The 20,114-nt window shown below is 68.4% G+C and carries 16 protein-coding genes; 12 read left to right on the top strand and 4 right to left on the bottom strand.

Features of this window, described 5'->3' with window-relative positions; translation table 11 throughout:
- The first annotated feature begins 118 nt into the window (after nt 1–118).
- A complete protein-coding gene (locus tag PM1_RS09890) occupies nt 119–772 on the top strand; it encodes a TetR/AcrR family transcriptional regulator (protein ID WP_009616984.1) in 654 nt (217 codons plus the stop codon).
- 221 nt (nt 773–993) lie between these two features.
- Here the strand turns inward: PM1_RS09890 and PM1_RS09885 are convergent, their stop codons facing one another.
- A complete protein-coding gene (locus PM1_RS09885; RefSeq protein WP_009616982.1) occupies nt 994–1,425 on the bottom strand; it encodes a GlcG/HbpS family heme-binding protein in 432 nt (143 codons plus the stop codon).
- 186 nt (nt 1,426–1,611) lie between these two features.
- Nucleotides 1,612–2,526, bottom strand: coding sequence for a LysR family transcriptional regulator (locus tag PM1_RS09880; RefSeq protein ID WP_009616980.1), 915 nt, complete (start codon nt 2,524–2,526; stop codon nt 1,612–1,614).
- Between the two features lie 109 nt (nt 2,527–2,635).
- Between PM1_RS09880 and gcl the strand changes: the two genes are divergently transcribed.
- The 8 genes from gcl (at nt 2,636) to PM1_RS09840 (ending at nt 13,324) form a co-directional block, all read left to right on the top strand.
- Nucleotides 2,636–4,411, top strand: coding sequence for a glyoxylate carboligase (gene gcl, locus PM1_RS09875; protein ID WP_009616978.1), 1,776 nt, complete (start codon nt 2,636–2,638; stop codon nt 4,409–4,411).
- A gap of 111 nt (nt 4,412–4,522) precedes the next feature.
- Nucleotides 4,523–5,305 (top strand): hydroxypyruvate isomerase, encoded by a 783-nt coding sequence (gene hyi, locus PM1_RS09870; RefSeq protein WP_009616976.1) that lies wholly within the window; start codon nt 4,523–4,525, stop codon nt 5,303–5,305.
- Complete coding sequence (locus PM1_RS09865; protein ID WP_324711416.1) at nt 5,292–6,269, top strand: 2-hydroxy-3-oxopropionate reductase; 978 nt, start codon at nt 5,292–5,294, stop codon at nt 6,267–6,269. Before hyi ends, PM1_RS09865 begins: the two co-directional genes overlap by 14 nt.
- Before the next feature lie 222 nt (nt 6,270–6,491).
- Complete coding sequence (locus PM1_RS09860) at nt 6,492–7,769, top strand: glycerate kinase type-2 family protein (RefSeq protein ID WP_009616972.1); 1,278 nt, start codon at nt 6,492–6,494, stop codon at nt 7,767–7,769.
- Nucleotides 7,766–9,196: a pyruvate kinase gene (gene pyk / locus PM1_RS09855; RefSeq protein WP_009616970.1), complete on the top strand. Its 1,431-nt coding sequence runs from the start codon at nt 7,766–7,768 to the stop codon at nt 9,194–9,196. Before PM1_RS09860 ends, pyk begins: the two co-directional genes overlap by 4 nt.
- Nucleotides 9,197–9,847: 651 nt before the next feature.
- Nucleotides 9,848–10,738, top strand: a complete 891-nt coding sequence (locus PM1_RS09850) for an urea transporter (protein ID WP_009616968.1) — start codon at nt 9,848–9,850, stop codon at nt 10,736–10,738.
- Nucleotides 10,739–10,957: 219 nt separating this feature from the next.
- Nucleotides 10,958–12,205, top strand: coding sequence for a serine/threonine transporter SstT (gene sstT / locus PM1_RS09845; RefSeq protein ID WP_009616967.1), 1,248 nt, complete (start codon nt 10,958–10,960; stop codon nt 12,203–12,205).
- Nucleotides 12,206–12,325: 120 nt separating this feature from the next.
- On the top strand, nt 12,326–13,324 hold the full coding sequence (locus PM1_RS09840) for a sulfate ABC transporter substrate-binding protein (RefSeq protein ID WP_024128603.1): 999 nt from the start codon (nt 12,326–12,328) through the stop codon (nt 13,322–13,324).
- A 1,026-nt stretch (nt 13,325–14,350) separates the two neighbouring features.
- Here the strand turns inward: PM1_RS09840 and PM1_RS09835 are convergent.
- Nucleotides 14,351–15,451, bottom strand: coding sequence for a DmpA family aminopeptidase (locus PM1_RS09835; protein ID WP_009616965.1), 1,101 nt, complete (start codon nt 15,449–15,451; stop codon nt 14,351–14,353).
- A 17-nt stretch (nt 15,452–15,468) separates the two neighbouring features.
- Nucleotides 15,469–16,833 (bottom strand): APC family permease, encoded by a 1,365-nt coding sequence (locus tag PM1_RS09830; RefSeq protein ID WP_009616964.1) that lies wholly within the window; start codon nt 16,831–16,833, stop codon nt 15,469–15,471.
- Between the two features lie 196 nt (nt 16,834–17,029).
- Here PM1_RS09830 and PM1_RS09825 point away from each other — a divergent pair, with 196 nt between their 5' ends.
- The 3 genes from PM1_RS09825 (at nt 17,030) to PM1_RS09815 (ending at nt 20,094) form a co-directional block, all read left to right on the top strand.
- Nucleotides 17,030–17,833 (top strand): LuxR family transcriptional regulator, encoded by an 804-nt coding sequence (locus PM1_RS09825; RefSeq protein ID WP_009616963.1) that lies wholly within the window; start codon nt 17,030–17,032, stop codon nt 17,831–17,833.
- 163 nt (nt 17,834–17,996) lie between these two features.
- Entirely contained in the window at nt 17,997–18,575 is a 579-nt protein-coding gene (locus PM1_RS09820; RefSeq protein ID WP_009616962.1) for an HD domain-containing protein, read from the top strand.
- 130 nt (nt 18,576–18,705) lie between these two features.
- The gene (locus tag PM1_RS09815; protein WP_009616961.1) at nt 18,706–20,094 is read left to right on the top strand and encodes an adenylate/guanylate cyclase domain-containing protein; all 1,389 of its coding nucleotides are present in this window, start codon (nt 18,706–18,708) and stop codon (nt 20,092–20,094) included.
- The last annotated feature ends 20 nt before the right edge of the window (nt 20,095–20,114 follow it).

Below are 20,114 nucleotides of genomic sequence, written 5' to 3'. Positions count from 1 at the left end.
AACCTGAACAACGGGTCAACTTCAGCCGCCGGGCCCTTGCTTGAGGGGCCCGCGGAGCCGGTGCTACCATCGCCGGCCCAGCCATGGGCTACCCGCGCACAAGAAGACCCAGCAGACCATGACCAGCATTCGCGAACGCAACCGACGCCTGATCCTCCGCGCCGCCAGCGAAGAGTTCGCCGAAAAGGGCTTCGCCGCCACCAAGACCAGCGACATAGCGGCGCGCGCCGGGCTGCCCAAGCCCAACGTCTACTACTACTTCCAGTCCAAGGAAAACCTCTACCGCAGCGTGCTGGAAAGCGTGGTGGAGCCGCTGCTGCAGGCCTCCGCGCCGTTCCGCGAGGACGACGAGCCGGCCGAGGCGCTGCGCGCCTACATCCGTTCGAAGATCCGCATCTCCCAGGAACTGCCGCACGCCTCCAAGGTGTTCGCCAGCGAGCTGATGCACGGCGCGCCGCACCTGCCCAGGGAATACCTGGACGAGCTGAACGCCCAGGCCCAGCGCAACATCGCCTGCCTGCAGAGCTGGATCGACCGCGGCCTATTGGCCCCGGTGGACCCGCACCACCTGCTGTTCACCATCTGGGCGGCGACCCAGACCTACGCCGACTTCGACTGGCAGATCTCCATGGTTACCGGCAAGGACAGCCTCAGCGACGCCGACTTCGAGGCCGCCGCCGAGACCATTACCCGCCTGGTGCTGCGCGGCACCGCGCCGGACGCCGGCGAGCCGGCCAAGGCCAGCGGCCGCATGCGGCCGTTGCCGCTGTAGGGCGCATAACGCCTAAGGCGTTATCCGCCGTTTGGCCCTCGCATCCGGCCGCTCCGGGTTCAGCCTCGGCGCGAATCATGGCTTGGGTGTATCGGCGGATAACCGCGAACGGTTATTCGCCCTACGCTCGACCCGACCTTGGCGTAGGGCGCATAACGCCTAAGGCGTTATCCGCCGTTTGGCCCTCGCATCCGGCCGCTCCGGTTTCAGCCCTTTTCACCCTACCCCGCGTCGGCCACCAGGCCGGCGGCCTGGATGCCGCGGATGGCGCATTGCTCGTCGATGTCCGAGGCGTCGCCGCTGATGCCGATGGCGCCGATTACCCGATTGCTCGTGTCGCGAATCAGCACGCCGCCCGGCGCCGGCACCACGTTGCCCTGGGCCAGGGTGTTCACCGCGGCGATGAACGACGGGCGCTGTTGGGCGTCGGCGGCCAGGGCGCGCGAGGACTTGCCCAGGGCCACCGCGCCCCAGGCCTTGCCGATGGCCACCTGCGGGCGCAGCAGGCTGGCGCCGTCCTCGCGTTGCAGGGCCACCAGGTGGCCGCCGGCGTCGAGCACCGCCACGGTCAGCGGCGCGGTGGAAAGTTCGCGGCCGGCGGCCAGGGCGCCGTGGGTGATGGCCAGGGCGGTATCCAGGTTGATTTCGCTCATGAGGGGTTCCTCGCAAAGGGATGAGACATTCGCCCGCGCCCTTTTCCGAAAAACGGCGCGGCGTTGCAAAGCCCTTGATGGAATAGCCGAAGGCAACCCCGGACGCAACGATTAAATACAATCCTGCGACATTTTGTACACAACAACAAAAACAGAAAAATACAACGCCAGTATCGAATCAGCCGCTCAAGGATGCCGGGTTTCCCAGTACCCCGGGGTGTTGTAGAGGGCCTTCAGGTAGTCGATGAAAAAACGCACCTTGGCCGGCAGGTAGCGCTGCTGCGGGTACACCGCCTGGATGTCGTAGGCCGGGATCTCGTACTCGTCGAGCACCGTCACCAGTTCGCCGGCCTTGAGCTCGGCCTGGATTTCCCAGGTGGAGCGCCAGCCGATGCCCAGGCCCTGCTTGACCCAGTCGTAGAGCAGCTCGCCGTCGTTGCAGTCGAGGTTGCCGGACACCCGCACCGCCACCTGCCGGCCGTCGCGCAGGAAGGTCCAGCCGCGCTGCTGGCCGCCCTGCAGGTTGAAGGCCAGGCAGTTGTGCCGCGCCAGGTCTTCCAGAGTGCGCGGCACGCCGTGCAGCTCGAAGTACGAGGGCGCGCCGCAGACCACCCGGCGGTTGGGGAACAGCTTCACCGCAACGTAGTTGGGGTCGGTGACCTCGCCGATGCGGATGCCCATGTCGTAGCCCTGGCGCACCAGGTCCACCAGGCTGTCGGTGAAGTTGAACGACAGCTTCAGGTCCGGGAAGCGCTCCAGGAAGGCCGGCGCGTGGGGCGCGATGTGGCGCCGGCCGAAGGCCGCCGGGGCCGACACCACCAGGTGCCCGCGCACCGAGGTGCCACCGCGGGCGACGCTGGCGTCGGCCTCGTCGAAGTCCTTGAGCAGGCTGCGCGCGCGCTCCAGGTACTGCTCGCCGAGGTCGGTCAGCTGCAGGCCGCGGGTCGAGCGGTGCATCAGCTTCACGCCCAGATGCTGCTCCAGCGCATCGAGGCGCCGGCCCATGACCACCGGCGTCACGCCTTCGCTGAGCGCCGCCGAGGCGAAGCTGCCGTTGTCCGCTACCAGGACGAAACTGCGGATGAGGGTATAGCGGTCCATTCGATACTCCAGATATCGACAGAACTGAAGTATCCATCAATTCCGTCGCTTTGGCACAGCCGGCATCCTTGGCCCCAACAAGAAAACCACCGACTCAAGAGGAAAGGTCATGGCCAAAATGAGAGCGATCGAGGCGGCCGTCCTGGTCATGCGCCGCGAAGGCGTGGACACCGCCTTCGGCGTGCCGGGCGCTGCCATCAACCCCATGTACGCGGCGATGAAGAAGCTCGGCGGCATCGATCACGTGCTGGCCCGCCACGTCGAAGGCGCCTCGCACATGGCCGAAGGCTACACCCGCACCACGGCCGGCAACATCGGCGTGTGCATCGGCACCTCCGGCCCGGCCGGCACCGACATGGTCACCGGCCTGTACTCGGCCTCCGCCGACTCCATCCCGATCCTCTGCATCACCGGCCAGGCGCCGCGTGCGCGGATGCACAAGGAAGACTTCCAGGCCGTGGACATCACCAGCATCGTCAAGCCGGTGACCAAATGGGCCACCACCGTGCTGGAGCCGGGCCAGGTGCCCTACGCCTTCCAGAAGGCCTTCTTCGAGATGCGCAGCGGCCGCCCCGGCCCGGTGCTGATCGACCTGCCGTTCGACGTGCAGATGGCCGAGATCGAGTTCGACATCGACGCCTACGAGCCGCTGCCGGTGCACCGCCCGAGCACCACCCGCGCCCAGGCAGAGAAGGCCCTGGCCCTGCTCAACGACGCCGAGCGCCCGCTGCTGGTCGCCGGCGGCGGCATCATCAACGCCGACGCCTCGGCCAGGCTGGTGGAGTTCGCCGAACTGCTCGGCGTGCCGGTGATCCCGACCCTGATGGGCTGGGGCACCATCCCCGACGACCACCCGCTGATGGCCGGCATGTGCGGCCTGCAGACCTCGCACCGCTACGGCAACGCCACCCTGCTGGAGTCCGACCTGGTGTTCGGCATCGGCAACCGCTGGGCCAACCGCCACACCGGTTCGGTCGACGTCTACACCGCCGGCCGCAAGTTCATCCACGTGGACATCGAGCCCACCCAGATCGGCCGCGTGTTCACCCCGGACCTGGGCATCGTCTCCGATGCCGGCGCCGCGCTGGACGCCTTCCTCGAAGTGGCCCGCGAGTGGAAAGCCGCCGGCAAGCTCAAGGACCGCAGCGCCTGGGCCGAAGCCTGCCGCGAACGCAAGCGTACCCTGCAGCGCAAGACCCACTTCGACAACGTGCCGGTCAAGCCGCAGCGCGTGTACGAGGAGATGAACGAGTTCTTCGGCAAGGACACCTGCTACGTCAGCACCATCGGTCTGTCGCAGATCGCCGGCGCGCAGTTCCTCCACGTCTACAAGCCGCGCCACTGGATCAACTGCGGCCAGGCAGGCCCGCTGGGCTGGACCATCCCCGCGGCCCTGGGCGTGGTCAAGGCCGACCCCAGCCGCCAGGTGGTGGCGCTGTCCGGCGACTACGACTTCCAGTTCATGATCGAGGAACTGGCCGCCGGCGCGCAGTTCAACCTGCCGTACATCCACGTGCTGGTGAACAACTCCTACCTGGGGCTGATCCGCCAGGCCCAGCGCGGCTTCGAGATCGACTACTGCGTGCAGCTGGCGTTCGACAACGTCAACGCGCCGGAACTCAACGGCTACGGCGTGGACCACGTCGCCGTGGTGGAAGGCCTCGGCTGCAAGGCGATCCGCGTGTTCGACCCGAACCAGATCGGCGCCGCCTTCGCCCAGGCCCGCGAGCTGATGCAGCAGCACCGCGTGCCGGTGGTGGTGGAAGTGATCCTGGAGCGCGTGACCAACATCGCCATGGGCACCGAGATCAACGCCATCAACGAGTTCGAGGAGCTGGCCCAGAGCCGCGACGACGCGCCTACCGCCATCTCGCTACTGGACTGACGAAGTACCGGGCCCCGCGTGCGCGGGAGCCGTGGCAGGGAAAACCACAACCTGCGCGCGGCGGGGCCCACCCTTACGGAAATACGTGTTTCACCACTAGGAGGCCCCGACATGCCCCGTTTCTGCGCCAACCTGTCCATGCTCTTCACCGAGGTGGACTTCCTCGACCGCTTCGAAGCCGCCGCCAAGGCCGGTTTCAGCGGCGTCGAATACCTCTTCCCCTATGACTTCGAGGCCGAGGTCATCAAGGCCAAGCTCGACGCCAACGGCCTGGAGCAGGTGCTGTTCAACCTGCCCGCCGGCGACTGGGGCAAGGGCGAACGCGGCATCGCCTGCCATCCCGACCGCGTCGAGGAATTCCGCGCCGGCGTCGACAAGGCCATCGCCTACGCCAAGGTGCTGGGCAACAAGCAGGTCAACTGCCTGGCCGGCATCCGCCCGCAGGGCTACGACTGCGCCACCCTCGAGAACACCTTCCTGAACAACCTGGAGTACGCCGCCGAGAAGCTCGAGGCCGCGGGCATCAAGCTGGTCATGGAGATGATCAACACGATCGACATCCCCGGCTTCTACCTGCAGACCACCCAGCAGGCGCTGGACGTGCGCGAGAAGGTCGGCAGCCCCAACCTGTTCCTGCAGTACGACATCTACCACATGCAGATCATGGAAGGTGACCTGGCCCGGACCATGGAGAAGAACCTGGCGGCCATCAACCACATCCAGCTGGCCGACAACCCCGGCCGCCACGAACCGGGCACCGGCGAAATCAACTACCGCTTCCTGTTCGGCCACCTGGACCGCATCGGCTACCAGGGCTGGATCGGCTGCGAGTACAAGCCGGCCACCACCACCGAGGCGGGGCTGGGCTGGCTGAAGAGCCATAACGCCGTGTGAACGCAAGCGCACGAATTCCGCTGCCCGGCCGCACCGGGTAGCCAACAGACAAACAGAACCAGGAGACACCCTCATGGCCAAGATCGGATTCATCGGCACCGGCATCATGGGCCTGCCCATGGCGCAGAACCTGCAGAAAGCCGGGCACCAGCTGTTCCTCTCCAGCCACCACGACAAGGCCCCGGCCGCGCTGGTCGAAGCCGGCGCCGTGGCCCTGGCCAACCCCAAGGAAGTGGCCCAGGAAGCCGAGTTCATCATCGTCATGGTCCCGGACACCCCGCAGGTCGAGGACGTGCTGTTCCGCCAGGACGGCATCGCCGAAGGCGTCGGCCCGAACAAGGTGGTGATAGACATGAGCTCGATCTCGCCCACCGCCACCAAGGCCTTCGCCGAGAAGATCAAGGCCACCGGCGCGCAGTACCTGGACGCCCCGGTCTCCGGCGGCGAGGTCGGCGCCAAGGCCGGCAGCCTGAGCATCATGGTCGGCGGCTGCCCGAACACCTTCGAGCGCGCCCTGCCGCTGTTCCAGGCCATGGGCAAGAACATCACCCGCGTCGGCGGCAACGGCGACGGCCAGACCGCCAAGGTGGCCAACCAGATCATAGTCGCGCTGAACATCCAGGCGGTGGCCGAGGCCCTGCTGTTCGCCGCGCGCAACGGCGCCGACCCGGCCAAGGTGCGCGAGGCGCTGATGGGCGGCTTCGCCTCCTCGCGCATCCTCGAAGTGCACGGCGAGCGCATGGTCAAGGGCACCTTCGACCCGGGCTTCCGCATCAGCCTGCACCAGAAGGACCTCAACCTGGCCCTGGCCGGCGCCCGCGAACTGGGCCTGAACCTGCCCAACACCGCCAACGCCCAACAGGTGTTCAGCACCTGCGCGGCCCTGGGCGGCAGCAACTGGGACCACTCCGGACTGATCAAGGGCCTGGAGCACATGGCCAACTTCTCGATCCGCAAGGACTGAGAAAGCGGATCGTAGGATGGCGTTGAGCGCAGCGATACCCATCCTACGAAAAGCCCCGCTGCGTTATGGGAGTGACGCGGCGAGGCAAGGCTTCGAACCCCGGCCGGCGTGAACACGGCTTCGCCGGCCGGGCGTATCGAAGGCATTGCCCAGGCGCTTGCCCCCAGGCGCCTGCGCAATGCCGCAATGAAAGAACAACGACAAGAACCTGAGGAGCCCCAGATGAGCCTCGACCCACGCGCCCTGCTGCGCGAGCTGTTCGACACCGCCATCGCCGCCGCCCACCCGGCGCAGACGCTGGCCCGCCACCTGCCGCGGGTGCATGGCGGGCGCACCATCGTCATCGGCGCCGGCAAGGCCGCCGGGGCCATGGCCGAGGTGGTCGAGGCGCACTGGAAGGACGAGCAGGTGGACGGCCTGGTGGTCGCCCCCTACGGCTACGGCGCCAACTGCCGGCGCATCGAAGTGGTGGAAGCCGCGCACCCGGTGCCGGACGACGCCGGCGAGCGCGTGGCCCGCCGCGTGCTGGAGCTGGTCAGCGACCTGAGCGAAGACGACCGGGTGATCTTCCTGCTCTCCGGCGGCGGCTCGGCGCTGCTCGCCCTGCCCGCCGAAGGCATCAGCCTCGACGACAAGCGCGCGCTGAACAAGGCGCTGCTCAAGTCCGGCGCCGCCATCGACGAAATGAACTGCGTGCGCAAGCACCTCTCGGCCATCAAGGGCGGCCGCCTGGCCCGCGCCTGCTGGCCGGCCAGCGTGTACACCTACGCGATTTCCGACGTGCCCGGCGACGAGGCCACGGTGATCGCCTCCGGCCCCACCGTGGGCGACCCGACCACTTCCGCCGACGCCCTGGCCATCCTCAAGCGCTACGGCATCGACACCCCGGCGCACATCCGCGCCTGGCTGGAAGACCCGCGCTCGGAGACCGTCAAGCCCGGCGACGACAGCCTGTCGCGCAGCTACTTCACCCTCATCGCCACGCCGCAGCAGGCCCTCGACGCGGCCGCCGCCAAGGCCCGCGCCGCCGGCCTGGAGGTGCTGATCCTCGGCGACCTGGAAGGCGAGTCCCGCGACGTGGCCAAGGTCCACGCCGGCATCGCCCGCCAGGTGCGCAAGCACGGCCAGCCGCTGGCCGCGCCCTGCCTGCTGCTCTCCGGTGGCGAGACCACTGTCACCGTGCGCGGCAAGGGCCGCGGCGGGCGCAACGCCGAGTTCCTGCTCAGCCTCACCGCCGCGCTCAAGGGCGAGCCGGGCATCTGGGCGCTGGCCGGCGACACCGACGGCATCGACGGCATGGAGAACAACGCCGGCGCCCTGATGAGCCCGTGCAGCTACCAACGCGCCCTGGCCGCCGGGCTGAACCCGCTGCACGAGCTGGACGACAACAACGGCTACGGCTTCTTCGCCGAGCTGGACGACCTGGTGGTCACCGGGCCGACCCGCACCAACGTCAACGACTTCCGCGCCATCCTGATCCTCGAGAGTGACGAGCAATGAACAGCGACAAGAAGGTCAAGATCCTCGCCACCCTCGGCCCGGCCATCAAGGGCCGCGAGGACATCCGCGCCCTGGTGGACGCCGGCGCCAACCTGTTCCGCCTGAACTTCAGCCACGGCGAATACGCCGACCATTCGCAGCGCTACCAGTGGGTGCGCGAGGTGGAGGCCGAGTTGGGCACGCCCATCGGCATCCTCATGGACCTGCAGGGGCCGAAGCTGCGCGTCGGGCGTTTCGAGAACGGCGCGGTGATGCTGCACAAGGGCCAGAGCTTCACCCTCGACCTGATGGACGCTGCCGGCGACGAACGCCGCGTGACGCTGCCGCACCCGGAGATCATCCAGGCCCTGGAGCCAGGCATGAGCCTGCTGCTGGACGACGGGCGCATCCGCCTGCAGGTGCTGAACAACCACGGCGACGCCATCGAGACCCGCGTGCTCAACAGCGGCGAGCTGTCCGACCGCAAGGGCGTCAACGTGCCCGAGGCGGTGCTCAAGCTCAGCCCACTGACCGCCAAGGACCGCCGCGACCTGGAATTCGGCCTGGAGCTAGGCGTGGACTGGGTGGCGCTGTCCTTCGTGCAGCGCCCGGAGGATATAGAAGAAGCCCGCGCGCTGATCGGCGACAAGGCCTTCATCATGGCCAAGATCGAGAAGCCCTCGGCGGTGCAGTGCATCGAAGAGATCGCCCGCCTGGCCGACGCCATCATGGTGGCCCGCGGCGACCTCGGCGTGGAAGTGCCGGCGCAGAACGTGCCGGGCATTCAGAAGCGCATCATCCAGGTCTGCCGCCAGCTCGGCCGGCCGGTGGTGGTGGCCACGCAGATGCTCGAATCCATGCGCTTCTCCCCGGCGCCGACGCGCGCCGAAGTCACCGACGTGGCCACCGCGGTCAGCGAGGGCGCCGACTGCGTGATGCTCAGCGCCGAGACCGCCTCCGGCCAGTACCCGGTGGAAGCGGTGGAAATGATGGCCAAGATCATCCGCCAGGTGGAAGCCGAGCCGGACTACCAGGGCCAACTGGAACTGAACCGCCCGGAGCCGGACGCCACCGCATCCGACGCCATCAGCTGCGCCATCCGCCGCATCAGCCGCATCCTGCCGGTGGCGGTGCTGGTCAACTACACCGAGTCCGGCAGCTCCACCCTGCGCGCCTCGCGGGAACGGCCGAAGGCGCCGATCCTCAGCCTGACGCCCAACCTCAAGGCGGCACGCCGGCTGAGCGTGGCCTGGGGCGTGTATTCGGTGGTCAACGAGCAGCTTGCTCACGTCGACGAGATCTGCACCACCGCCCTGGAGATTGCCCTGGCCCAGCGCATGGCCCAGCGCGGCGATACCGTGGTGGTGACGGCGGGGCTGCCGTTCGGGCAGCCGGGGAGTACCAATATGCTGAGGATCGAGACGGTGGCGCCGGCGTTGTCGGCCTGAAGAGCAAAGAGCCCCTCTCCCCAACCCTCTCCCGCAAGCGGGAGAGGGAGCTGAACGGCAGAAGGCGTAATGCCGAAGTCACCGGCCACGCCGGACTGCCCCCTCTCCCTCCGGGAGAGGGCTGGGGTGAGGGAACCAGGCGCCACCGGTAACTCCGGCGCCCCGCCTTCTGCCACACAAGTCCCCTCTCCCTCTGGGAGAGGGCTAGGGTGAGGGAACCAGGCCCACCGCCAACACCGGAGCCAGGCCTGGCCCCTCCCCCTCTTCAGGAAAAAGCCTGGAGAGAAAAAACAGAGTTCCGGAACCCTGCCAAAGCCGGGTTCCACACCGCGTCACTCCCGGACGGACGGGGCCGGGAAAACGGGGCCGCGACCCCGTCCGTCCGGGATTGGCCTTGAACGGCCAGCAGTTCTGTCGGCCATAGCCACCCTCGCACCCTCCCACGCAGGCTATGGACATTCGAGGCCACCCTCTGGCGATCCCGGAGACCGGCCTCTTTTTTATTCACGCCCCAAAATGGGGCCATGGCAGAATGCGCCCACTGACACAGCCCACGGAGCTTCCCGCGATGCCCTCCCCCGATGGAAGGCACGGCCGCCGACGCGGAACCGGAGAAGCCCCGGACATCCCCTTCAACTGCCCAGACCTTCGATGCGCCCACTACCGCTACTGACCCTCTGGCTGCGCGGCTTCAGCCAGGTGTTCCTGCAACCCTCGCCGCTGTTCGGCCTGCTCTGCCTGGCCCTGATCGGCGCCTGCGCCCCCGGCCTGCTCCCCGGCGCCGTGATCGGCGCCACTGCCGGCCCGGCCTTCGCCCACCTGCTGCGCTGCCGCCAGGGCGACACAGACGCCGGCCTGTACGGCTACAACGCCATGCTGATCGGCCTGCTGCTGCCGCTGAAGTTCGCCTGGTCGCCCATGCTGGTGGCGCTCGTGCTGTTCGCCAGCCTCGCCAGCGTGTTGCTGCAGCGCCTACTGCTGCGCGCCTCGCGCCAGCGCCACGGCCTGCCGCCCTACACCCTGGCCTTCGTCCTGCTCGGCTGGACGCTGCCGGCGCTGGGCACGCTGCTGTCGCTGCCAACTGCCGCGCCCCTGGTCGGGCTGGTCGAGCTGCCGCTGCCGACGCTGCTCGAAGCCACCTCCCGGGCCTTCGGCCAGGTAATCTTCCTCGACACCCCGCTGGCCGGCGCGCTGATCTTCCTCGGCCTGCTGTTGGGCGCCCCGCGCGCCGCCACCTGGGCGCTGTTCGGCGCGGTGATGGTGCTGCCGGTGGCGGTGTTCGCCGGCATTCCCCAGGGCGACGTGCACAGCGGCCTGCTCGGCATGAACAGCGCCCTGGCCGCCCTCGCCCTGGCCCTGCGCGGCCCCGGCCCCTTCGCCCCGCTGGCCGGCGCCGTGCTGGCGCTCATCCTGCAACAGGCCATGGTCGCCCTGGGCATCCCCTTCATGACCGCGCCCTTCATCTTCGCCTGCCTGCTGGTACTGCTGGGCGAACGCCTGCTGCGCCCGGCCTCGCGCCGCGCACCGCTGGCCGGCAACTGAGGCGGATTGCGCCGAGCGCCAACCGTGACGCCATGTCACATGGCAATCCCATCCAGGCCGGCACAGGTCAAGGCCGGCCCGGCTCCACGCCGCCATGCTGGCGAGGCGTGGGCGTGGTTTCCGACGACCGCCGCGCATTTTCCCGCCCGTGACGGCATAATCCGCGCCCTTCCGCGGCCCGCCGGGTTCGCGTTTCCATTTGCAAGCAGCGGTAAGGTCATGACACTTCCCTCCCCCACCCTGTTCCAACGCATCCAGCGCAGCAGCCTGGTGATGCGCATCTTCGTCGGCATGCTGGCCGGCATCGCCCTGGCGCTGGTCGCGCCCGACGCCGCCCTGGCCGTCGGCCTGCTCGGCAAACTGTTCATCGCGGCGCTCAAGGCCGTGGCGCCGGTGCTGGTCCTGGTGCTGGTCTGCACCTCCATCGCCAACCACAAGGCCGGGCAGCGCACCCACATCCGCCCGATCCTGGCGCTGTACCTGCTGGGCACCTTCGCCGCCGCGGTGGTGGCGGTGGCGGCCAGCTTCGCCTTCCCCTCGACCCTGGTGCTCGACGCCCCGGCCAGCAGCAACGCTCCGCCCGGCGGCATCGGCGACGTGCTCAATGGCCTGCTGTTCAGCGTCGCCAGCAACCCGGTGAAGGCGCTGCTGGAGGCCAACTTCATCGGCATCCTGGCCTGGGCCGTGGGCCTCGGCCTGGCCCTGCGCCATGCCCGGCAGAGCACCCGCGACCTGCTCGACGACCTGGCCGGCGGGGTGACGCTGATCGTCCGCGTGGTGATCGCCTTCGCCCCGCTGGGCATCTTCGGCCTGGTGGCCAGCACCTTCGCCGAATCCGGCCTCGATGCCCTGCTCGGCTACCTGCAGCTGCTCGCCGTGCTGCTGGGCTGCATGCTCTTCGTGGCGCTGGTGGTGAACCCGGCGATCGTGTTCTGGAAGCTGCGCCGCAACCCCTACCCGCTGGTCTTCACCTGCCTGCGCGAGAGCGGCGTGACCGCCTTCTTCACCCGCAGCTCGGCGGCCAACATCCCGGTCAACCTGCAGCTGTGCGAACGCCTGGGCCTGCACGAGGACACCTACTCGGTGTCGATCCCGCTGGGCGCCACCATCAACATGGCCGGCGCCGCCGTGACCATCAGCGTGCTGAGCCTGGCCGCGGCCCACACCCTGGGCATCGCCATCGACCTGCCCAGCGCCCTGCTGCTGTGCGTGGTCTCGGCGGTGTGCGCCTGCGGCGCCTCCGGCGTGGCCGGCGGCTCGCTGCTGATGATCCCGCTGGCCTGCGGGCTGTTCGGCATCTCCGGCGAGGTGGCCATGCAGGTGGTGGCGGTGGGCTTCGTCATCAGCATCCTGCAGGACTCGGCGGAAACCGCGCTGAACTCCTCCACCGACGTGATCTTCACTGCCGCGGCCTGCCTGGCCGAGGAACCGGCAGCCGCCGAGGCGGGCCTGGGCGAGAAGCGCTGAACCAGGCGACGCGCCCCGCGGGGCGCGTCCCTGCATAAGCAAATAGCCTTTGGGTATTTAAGCGACATATAACCCATGGGCATAATCGGGCGATCCAACACTGCCGAGAAGGAACCGCCCGTGAAACGACTCTTCGCCGCCTCCCTGCTGGCCGCCGGAATGGCCCTGGCCGGCGCCGCCCAGGCCGCGCCGCCGCTGCTCAACGTCTCCTACGACGTGATGCGCGACTTCTACAAGGAGTACAACCCCGCCTTCCAGAAGCACTGGGAAGCGGAGAAAGGCGAGAAGATCACCATCCAGATGTCCCACGGCGGCTCCAGCAAGCAGGCGCGCTCGGTGATCGACGGCCTGCCGGCCGACGTCATCACCATGAACCAGGCCACCGACATCGACGCCCTGGCCGACAACGGCGGCCTGGTGCCGAAGGACTGGGCCACCCGCCTGCCGAACAACAGCGCGCCCTTCACCTCGGCCACCGTGTTCATCGTGCGCAAGGGCAACCCCAAGGGCCTGCACGACTGGCCGGACCTGCTCAAGGACGGCGTGCAGGTGGTGGTGCCCAACCCGAAGACCTCGGGCAACGGCCGCTACACCTACCTTTCCGCCTGGGGCTACTCGCTCAAGCACGGCGGCGATGAAGCCAAGGCCAAGGAATTCGTCGGCCAGTTGTTCAAGCACGTACCGGTGCTGGATACCGGCGGCCGCGCGGCGACCACCACCTTCATGCAGAACCAGATCGGCGACGTGCTGGTGACCTTCGAGAACGAGGCCGAGATGATCGCCCGCGAATTCGGCCGCGGCGGCTTCGAGGTGGTCTACCCGAGCGTTTCCGCCGAGGCCGAGCCGCCGGTGGCGGTGGTCGACAAGGTGGTCGAGAAGAAAGGCACCCGCGAACAGGCCGAGGCCTACCTGAAGTACCTGTGGTCCGACGAGGGCCAGACCATCGCCGCCGACAACTACCTGCGCCCACGCAACCCGGCGATCCTGGCCAAGTACGCTGACCGCTTCCCGAAGGTGGACTTCTTCTCGGTGGAGAAGACCTTCGGCGACTGGCGCACGGTGCAGAAGACCCACTTCGCCGATGGCGGGGTGTTCGACCAGATCTATAGCGGTAACTGATAGCGCAAGCTGCGCCGAGGCGCTCTTCGTAGGATGGGTTGAGCTTGCGATACCCATGCTGCCGTGGTGATGGGTATCGCTTCGCTCAACACCATCCTACGAAAAGCCGTGCTTCCTGGAACCGTAGGACCTTGTCCGCGATGGCCGGACGTCCCGGCGCGATTCGCGGATGAGATCCGCTCCTACGCTGCCCCACCGCTCCATTCCCCTGTAGGAGCGCGCCCTGCGCGCGATTCGCGGGCAGGGGAAATGCCGTGCCTCACGGCCTGGGCAGGCCTGCGGCCCCCTCACCCTAACCCTCTCCCGGGGGGAGAGGGGACCGTTCGGAGTGCGTTGGTATTTCGGCGTTAGCCGGCCAGCACAGGGATTGCCGGCTGAAACCAGGCCGCCTCTCGGCACGGACCAGCCCCCTCTCCCTCCGGGAGAGGGCTGGGGTGAGGGGAAAGCCCGTGCGCCAATGTCATTCCCATTGTAGGAGCGCGCCCTGCGCGCGAATTCGCGGGCAGGGGAAATGCCGTGCCTCTCGGCCTGGGCAGGCCTGCGGCCCCCTCACCCTAACCCTCTCCCAGAGGGAGAGGGGACCGTTCGGAGTGCGTTGGTATTTCGGCGTTAACCGGCCAGCACAGGGATTGCCGGCTGGAACCAGGCCGCCTCTCGGCACGGACAAGCCCCCTCTCCCTCCGGGAGAGGGCTGGGGTGAGGGGAAAGCCCGAACGCCAATGTCATTCCCATTGTAGGAGCGCGCCCTGCGCGCGATTCGCGGGTAGGGGAAATGCCGTGCCTCACGGCCAGGGCAGGCCTGCGGCCCCCTCACCCTAACCCTCTCCCGGAGGGAGAGGGGACCGTTCGGAGTGCGTTGGTATTTCGGCGTTAGCCGGCCAGCACAGGGATTGCCGGCTGAAACCAGGCCGCCTCTCGGCACGGACCAGCCCCCTCTCCCTCCGGGAGAGGGCTGGGGTGAGGGGAAAGCCCGCGCGCCGATGTCATCGCGCCCTGCGCATGAATCGCGGACGGAGCCCCGCCTCCTCAACGCGGCCGCCACCCCACCTCGCGCAACGCCTCCAGCAGGCGCTCCCCGCCCAGCGCCGGCACCCGCGTGCCGTCCGCCGTGCGCATCTCGCGGCCGGCCAGGATGGCGTTGACGATGGCTTCCTCCACCGCCTCCGCCGCCGCGGCGAACAGCGGCGAGATGTGCTCGTTGTTGAGCATCTGCAGCGGCGTGCTCTGCGGCAGGCCCTTGCGACCGTAGTCGGCCGGCGGCAGGTCCCGGTTGCCGGTGGCGAAGGCCAGGAAGATGTCGCCGCTGCTGTCCTCGGTGCCGCCGCCGGTGCGGGCGATGCCGATGGAGGCACGCTGCGCCAGGCGCTGGCACTGGTGCGGCAGCAGCGGCGCGTCGGTGGCGATGATGACTACGATCGAGCCCATGCCCGGCTCGCCCTTTTCCGCGAAGGGCGAGGGAATGTCGCCCAGCACCCGGCCCACCGGGTAGCCGTCGACGCGCAGTTCGCGGCGCTGGCCGTGGTTGGCCTGGACCAGCACGCCCACCGTCCAGCCGCCCTGCTCCGCCGGCAGCTTGCGCGAGGCGCTGCCGATGCCGCCCTTGAACTCGTGGCAGATCATCCCGGTGCCGCCGCCCACCGGGCCTTCGGCCACCGGCCCGGACTCGGCGCCGGCCAGGGCCTGGCGCACCTGCTCGGGGCCGACGTGCTGGCCCCAGATGTCATTGAGCAGGCCGTCGTAGGTCTCCATCACCACCGGCATGCACCAGTACACTGCCGGGTCGCCCAGGGCATCGCGCTCGGCGGCCACCAGGGCGTCGCGTACCACGCCGACACTGTGGGTATTGGTGATGGCGATCGGCGTGGTCAGCAGGCCAGCCTCGCGGACCCACTCCAGGCCCGTGGCATCGCCGTTGCCATTGAGCACATGGACGCCAGCGAAGCAGGGTTGCAGGCGGGCCTCGCCGGCGCGGGGCTGGACCACGCTGACGCCGGTGCACACCTGCCTGCCGTCACGCTCGGCGATCAGCGTGCTGTGGCCGACGCGAACGCCGGGGACATCGGTGATGGCATTGAATGCGCCGGGCGTGCCCAGGCCCAGGGTGATGCCGAGTTGACGAGCGCGCATGGGGACTCCTGTGGTCTTCAGAGTTTCTGGAAAGCCGGGCTCAACTTGCCGTAGGTGCCGTAGAGAATCGCCGACACGGCCAGTATCCCGATAATGGTCATCACATCCCGCGCCGAGGCGTCCAGCAACAGGTTGAGCAGCAGGTAGCCGGCACCGACCACCGCCAGCAGCGCCGGCAGCGGCCACAGCGGCATGCGGTAGGGGTGCTCGCGGTCGCGGCGCAGCACGCGGCTGAACAGCGCGCACAGGGCCACCACCAGGTAGACCAGCACCAGCAGCAGCACGGTGAAGGAAGTCAGTTCCTCCAGGTTGGAGCTGAAGCTCAGCGCCGCCGAGGGCACGCCGAGGAACAGCGTGGCCAGCCAGGGCGACTCCCAGCGCGGGTGGATGCGGGTGAAGGCGCGGTTCAGCGTTGGCGTCCAGAGGGCGTCGCGGCCGCTGCTGAAGATCACCCGGCCGACCTGGATGACGATGGCGACTATGGCGTTGAACACCGAGAGGAAGATGCCGGCGCTGACCAGCCGCGACAGCGTGGCGTTGCCGTGGGCGGTGAGCAGGTAGCCGATGGGGTCGGGGCTGGCGAGCATGTCCTTGAGCGAGGGCGCGCCGATCAGCAGCGCGGTCAGCGGCACCAGTTCGATCACCACCACCAGCACCAGCGACCAGAGCACCGCGCGGTGCACGCTGCGGCCGTCGTCCTTCATGTCCTCGGCCAGCAGCACGGCGCCGCCGAAGCCGTTGTAGGAGAACACCGCGGTGCCCACCGCGCCTATCACCAGCGCCCAGGGCGCCGCCGCCAGCACGCCGCCGCTCAGCGTCTGCGGCTGCAGCAGCACGCTCAGCGGCTGGCTCGCGTGGCCGAAGCCGAGCACCACTATCACCAGCAGTGCGGCCACTTCGCAGAGCAGGAACACGCCGGTGACCCAGGCGTTGACGCGGATGTTGAGGATGCCCAGCACGTAGCTGGCGGCGACTATGACCAGGGCCACGGTCTGGGTGTCGAACTGCGTGCCCAGCGCGCCGTTGAGGTAGGTGGCCGCCCCCGTGGCCAGCACCGGCGGGATGAACAGCAGCGAGACCAGCACGGCGAGGAAGGTGGCGTAGCCGGCCATGCCGCCGAACACGCGCTTGGCGTAGACGTACTCGCCGCCGGCCGAGCTGTGCGCGCGGCCCAGCTCGGCGTAGCACCAGGCGAACATCAGCGCCAGCGCCGCGGCCATGACGAAGGCCAGGAAGGCGCCGCTGCCGGCCTGCTGGATGGCGAAGGGGGCGATGACGAATACGCTGCTGGCGGGGGTGACCGCCGAGACGGTGATGGCGACCACGTCGAACACGCCCAGGCTGGGCTTGAGCGCGCCGTCCGGCGCTGCGGGAGAGCTCATGTCGTTTTCCTCGAATTGTTATTGGCGGTTGAGGCAGGAACGAAAACCCTTGTGGCGCCCTCTGCGCGGGACGCTGCATGGCCCGCAGTCTGGGCGGCCGGGCCCTGGCGGCCAATCACCATTTGGGGTTACGCCCCTTGACGGCGGGGCCTGAAAAAGAGGAAACCGGGTGACCTTTCGCGCCGGAGCCCCGGGGATGCACAACCTGTTTCGCGAAGTCGGCATGCACGCCAACCTCGGCCGCGCCATCGAGCAGATCGGCCAGCCGCGCTTCTGGAAGCAGTTGATCCTGCTGCTGCACCAGTGGCTGCCGTTCGACAACGCCCTGGCGGCCTTCTACCCCGCCAACGCCACCCCGGTGGCGCTGGAGGAATACGACGCCGATCCACAGGCCGTCTCGGCGGCCATGCCCGCCTACCTCAGCGGCCTGTACCAGCTCGACCCTTTCTACCAGGCCTGCCGCGAAGGCCTGCCCAGCGGCCTGTACCGCCTGGAGGAAGTCGCCCCGGACCAGTTCCGCCAGAGCGAATACTTCCTCAACTACTTCCACGACAACGTGCTGGAAGACGAGGTGCAGTTCATCCTGCAGTTGCCCGGCCAGGGCGCACTGTCGCTGTCCCTGGGCATGCGCAAGCCGTTCGACGCCGCACAGTGCGGCCTGCTGGCGATGCTCTGCCCCTGGGTGCTGGCGCTGATGCAGCAGCACTGGCAGCAACGCAGCCAGCGCCTGCTGCCGGCGAACCCGGAGGGCGTGGCCACCCAGGTGCGCGACGCCCTCAGCCACTTCGGCGCCGGGGTGCTCTCCGAGCGCGAGCTGGAAATCGCCCGGCTGATCCTGCGCGGCTACTCCTCCAAGGCCATGGCCGAGCGCCTGGCCATTTCCCCGGAGACCATCAAGGTGCACCGCCGGCACCTCTACACCAAGCTGGACATCTCCTCGCAGCCGGAGCTGTTCTCGCTGTTCCTGCAGTCCCTCGGACACGACCCGGAGAACCCCTGAGGCAGGCTCCATCGACCCGGCGAATGCGCCCGCGCGGGGAGCTTCGCGGCCTGAATGGGCGTGTCCGGAGAGACAGCAGCCTGTCCGCCGCGGCCACTGGCCGGCTCGGGCCGGGCCCATAGACTGAAGGCCGTCCAAACGACAATCACAAGAGGACAGCCCGATGAATGCCCGCGCCAAGTTCACCCACATGGAAGACGGCAGCGTCGAGGACTGGTCGATCATCGCCCAGGACTTCGCCGCCTATGCCACCCAGTTGCCCGACCGCATCCTCGCCCACCTGCGCCTGCTCGACGGCGACTTCGGCGGCTTCCCGGTGGACCGCCTGAGCCACTCGCTGCAGACCGCCACCCTGGCCCACCGCGACGGCCGCGACGAGGAATACGTGGTCTGCGCCCTGCTCCACGACATCGGCGACACCCTCGGTTCCTACAACCACGCCGACATCGCCGCCGCCATCCTCAAGCCCTTCGTCAGCCCGGAGAACCTCTGGATGATCGAGAAGCACGCGATCTTCCAGGGCTACTACTTCTTCCACCACCTGGGCCTGGACCGCCACCTGCGCGAGCAGTTCAAGGACCACCCGCAGTTCGAGCAGACCATCGAGTTCTGCGCGCGCTACGACGCCGCGGCCTTCGACCCCGAGGGCGAGACGCTGCCGCTGGCGTTCTTCGAGCCGATGCTGCGGCGCGTCTTCGCCAAGCCGCGGCAGTCCATCTACATGGCGCGGGACGCCGACTGAAACCGGCCGCCGGCCGGGGCGATGAATCGTCACTGGCCGGCGGATGGGCGCTTGGTTAAGATCCCCAGGTCGTACTTGTGGAAGGCGCACGTCAGAATGCGCCATCACCGATCAGGGATAATCCGAGCGCATGAAGCCCAACCGTTCCGAAACGCCGTCCCGACCTGGCGCCGCCCCTCTGCGCGAGTACCATTCGCGCGTCCTGGCCTACCTCGCCGTGGCCGCCACCGTCAGCGCCGGCACCTTCGGCCAGTACTTCGGCTACGACGCGCTCTGGATGGTCCCCTACGCCCTGCTCTACCCGCACCTGGCGCAGAACCTGAGCCGCCGCTACAAGCACAGCCACCCGCAGCAGACACGGCTGGTGCTGCAGGCCCTGGACGCCCTGCACACCGGCGCCGGCGCCGCGCTGCTGGGCTTCTCGGTGGTGCCGGCGCTGATGCTGGTGCTGATCCTGGCCTTCTCCTCGCTGGTCGTCGGCGGCCTGCGCACCCTCGGCCTGGCCCTGCTGATGGCGCTGAGCGCCGCGGTGCTCACCGGCGCGCTGGCCGGCCCGGGCTTCAAGGGCAATGCGCCGCTGCTGGTGAACCTGGTCAGCGTGCTGTTCTGCGCCTTCTACATCTGCGTCACCGCCTACTTCACCCACCAGCAGGGCCTGCGCCTGGCCCAGGTGCGCGGCGAGATCGCCCGCGAGCAGGAAAAGGCCGCGCGGCTGGCGCACAACCTGGCCAAGTACCTGTCGCCGCAGGTCTGGGAATCCATCTTCAGCGGCAAGCGCAGCGTGCGCCTGGAAACCCAGCGCAAGAAGCTCACGGTGTTCTTCTCCGACATCAAGGGTTTCACCGAGCTGTCCGAGGAGCTGGAAGCCGAAACCCTGACCGACATGCTCAACAACTACCTCAACGAAATGTCGAAGATCGCCCTCAAGTACGGCGGCACCATCGACAAGTTCGTCGGCGACTGCGTGATGGTGTTCTTCGGCGACCCCGCCACCCAGGGCGCGAAGAAGGACGCCGTGGCCGCGGTGTCCATGGCCGTGGCCATGCGCAAGCACATGAAGGTGATGCGCCAGCAGTGGCGCGCCCAGGGCATCACCAAGCCGCTGGAGGTGCGCATGGGCATCAACACCGGCTACTGCACGGTGGGCAACTTCGGCGCCGAAACGCGCATGGACTACACCATCATCGGCCGCGAGGTGAACCTCGCCAGCCGCCTGGAAAGCGCCGCCGAGGCCGGCGAGATCCTCCTCAGCCACGAGACCTACTCGCTGGTGAAGGACGTGATCATGTGCCGCGACAAGGGCCAGATCAGCGTCAAGGGCTTCAGCAAGCCGGTGCAGATCTACCAGGCGGTGGACTTCCGCCGCGACCTGGGCGCCAACCCCAGCTTCATCGAGCACGAGCTGCCGGGGTTCTCCATGTACCTGGACACCAACAACGTGCAGAACTTCGACAAGGACCGGGTGATCCAGGCGCTGCAGCAGGCGGTGGAGAAGCTCAAGGACAAGATCATTCTTTGAGCTTGTGCTGTTGGCTGACG

The organism is Pseudomonas sp. M1 (assembly GCF_022760135.1).
GTDB classification, from domain to species: domain Bacteria; phylum Pseudomonadota; class Gammaproteobacteria; order Pseudomonadales; family Pseudomonadaceae; genus Pseudomonas; species Pseudomonas citronellolis.
Note: the sequence above shows the minus strand (reverse complement) of the source record. Positions and strands in the feature narration are given on the sequence as shown.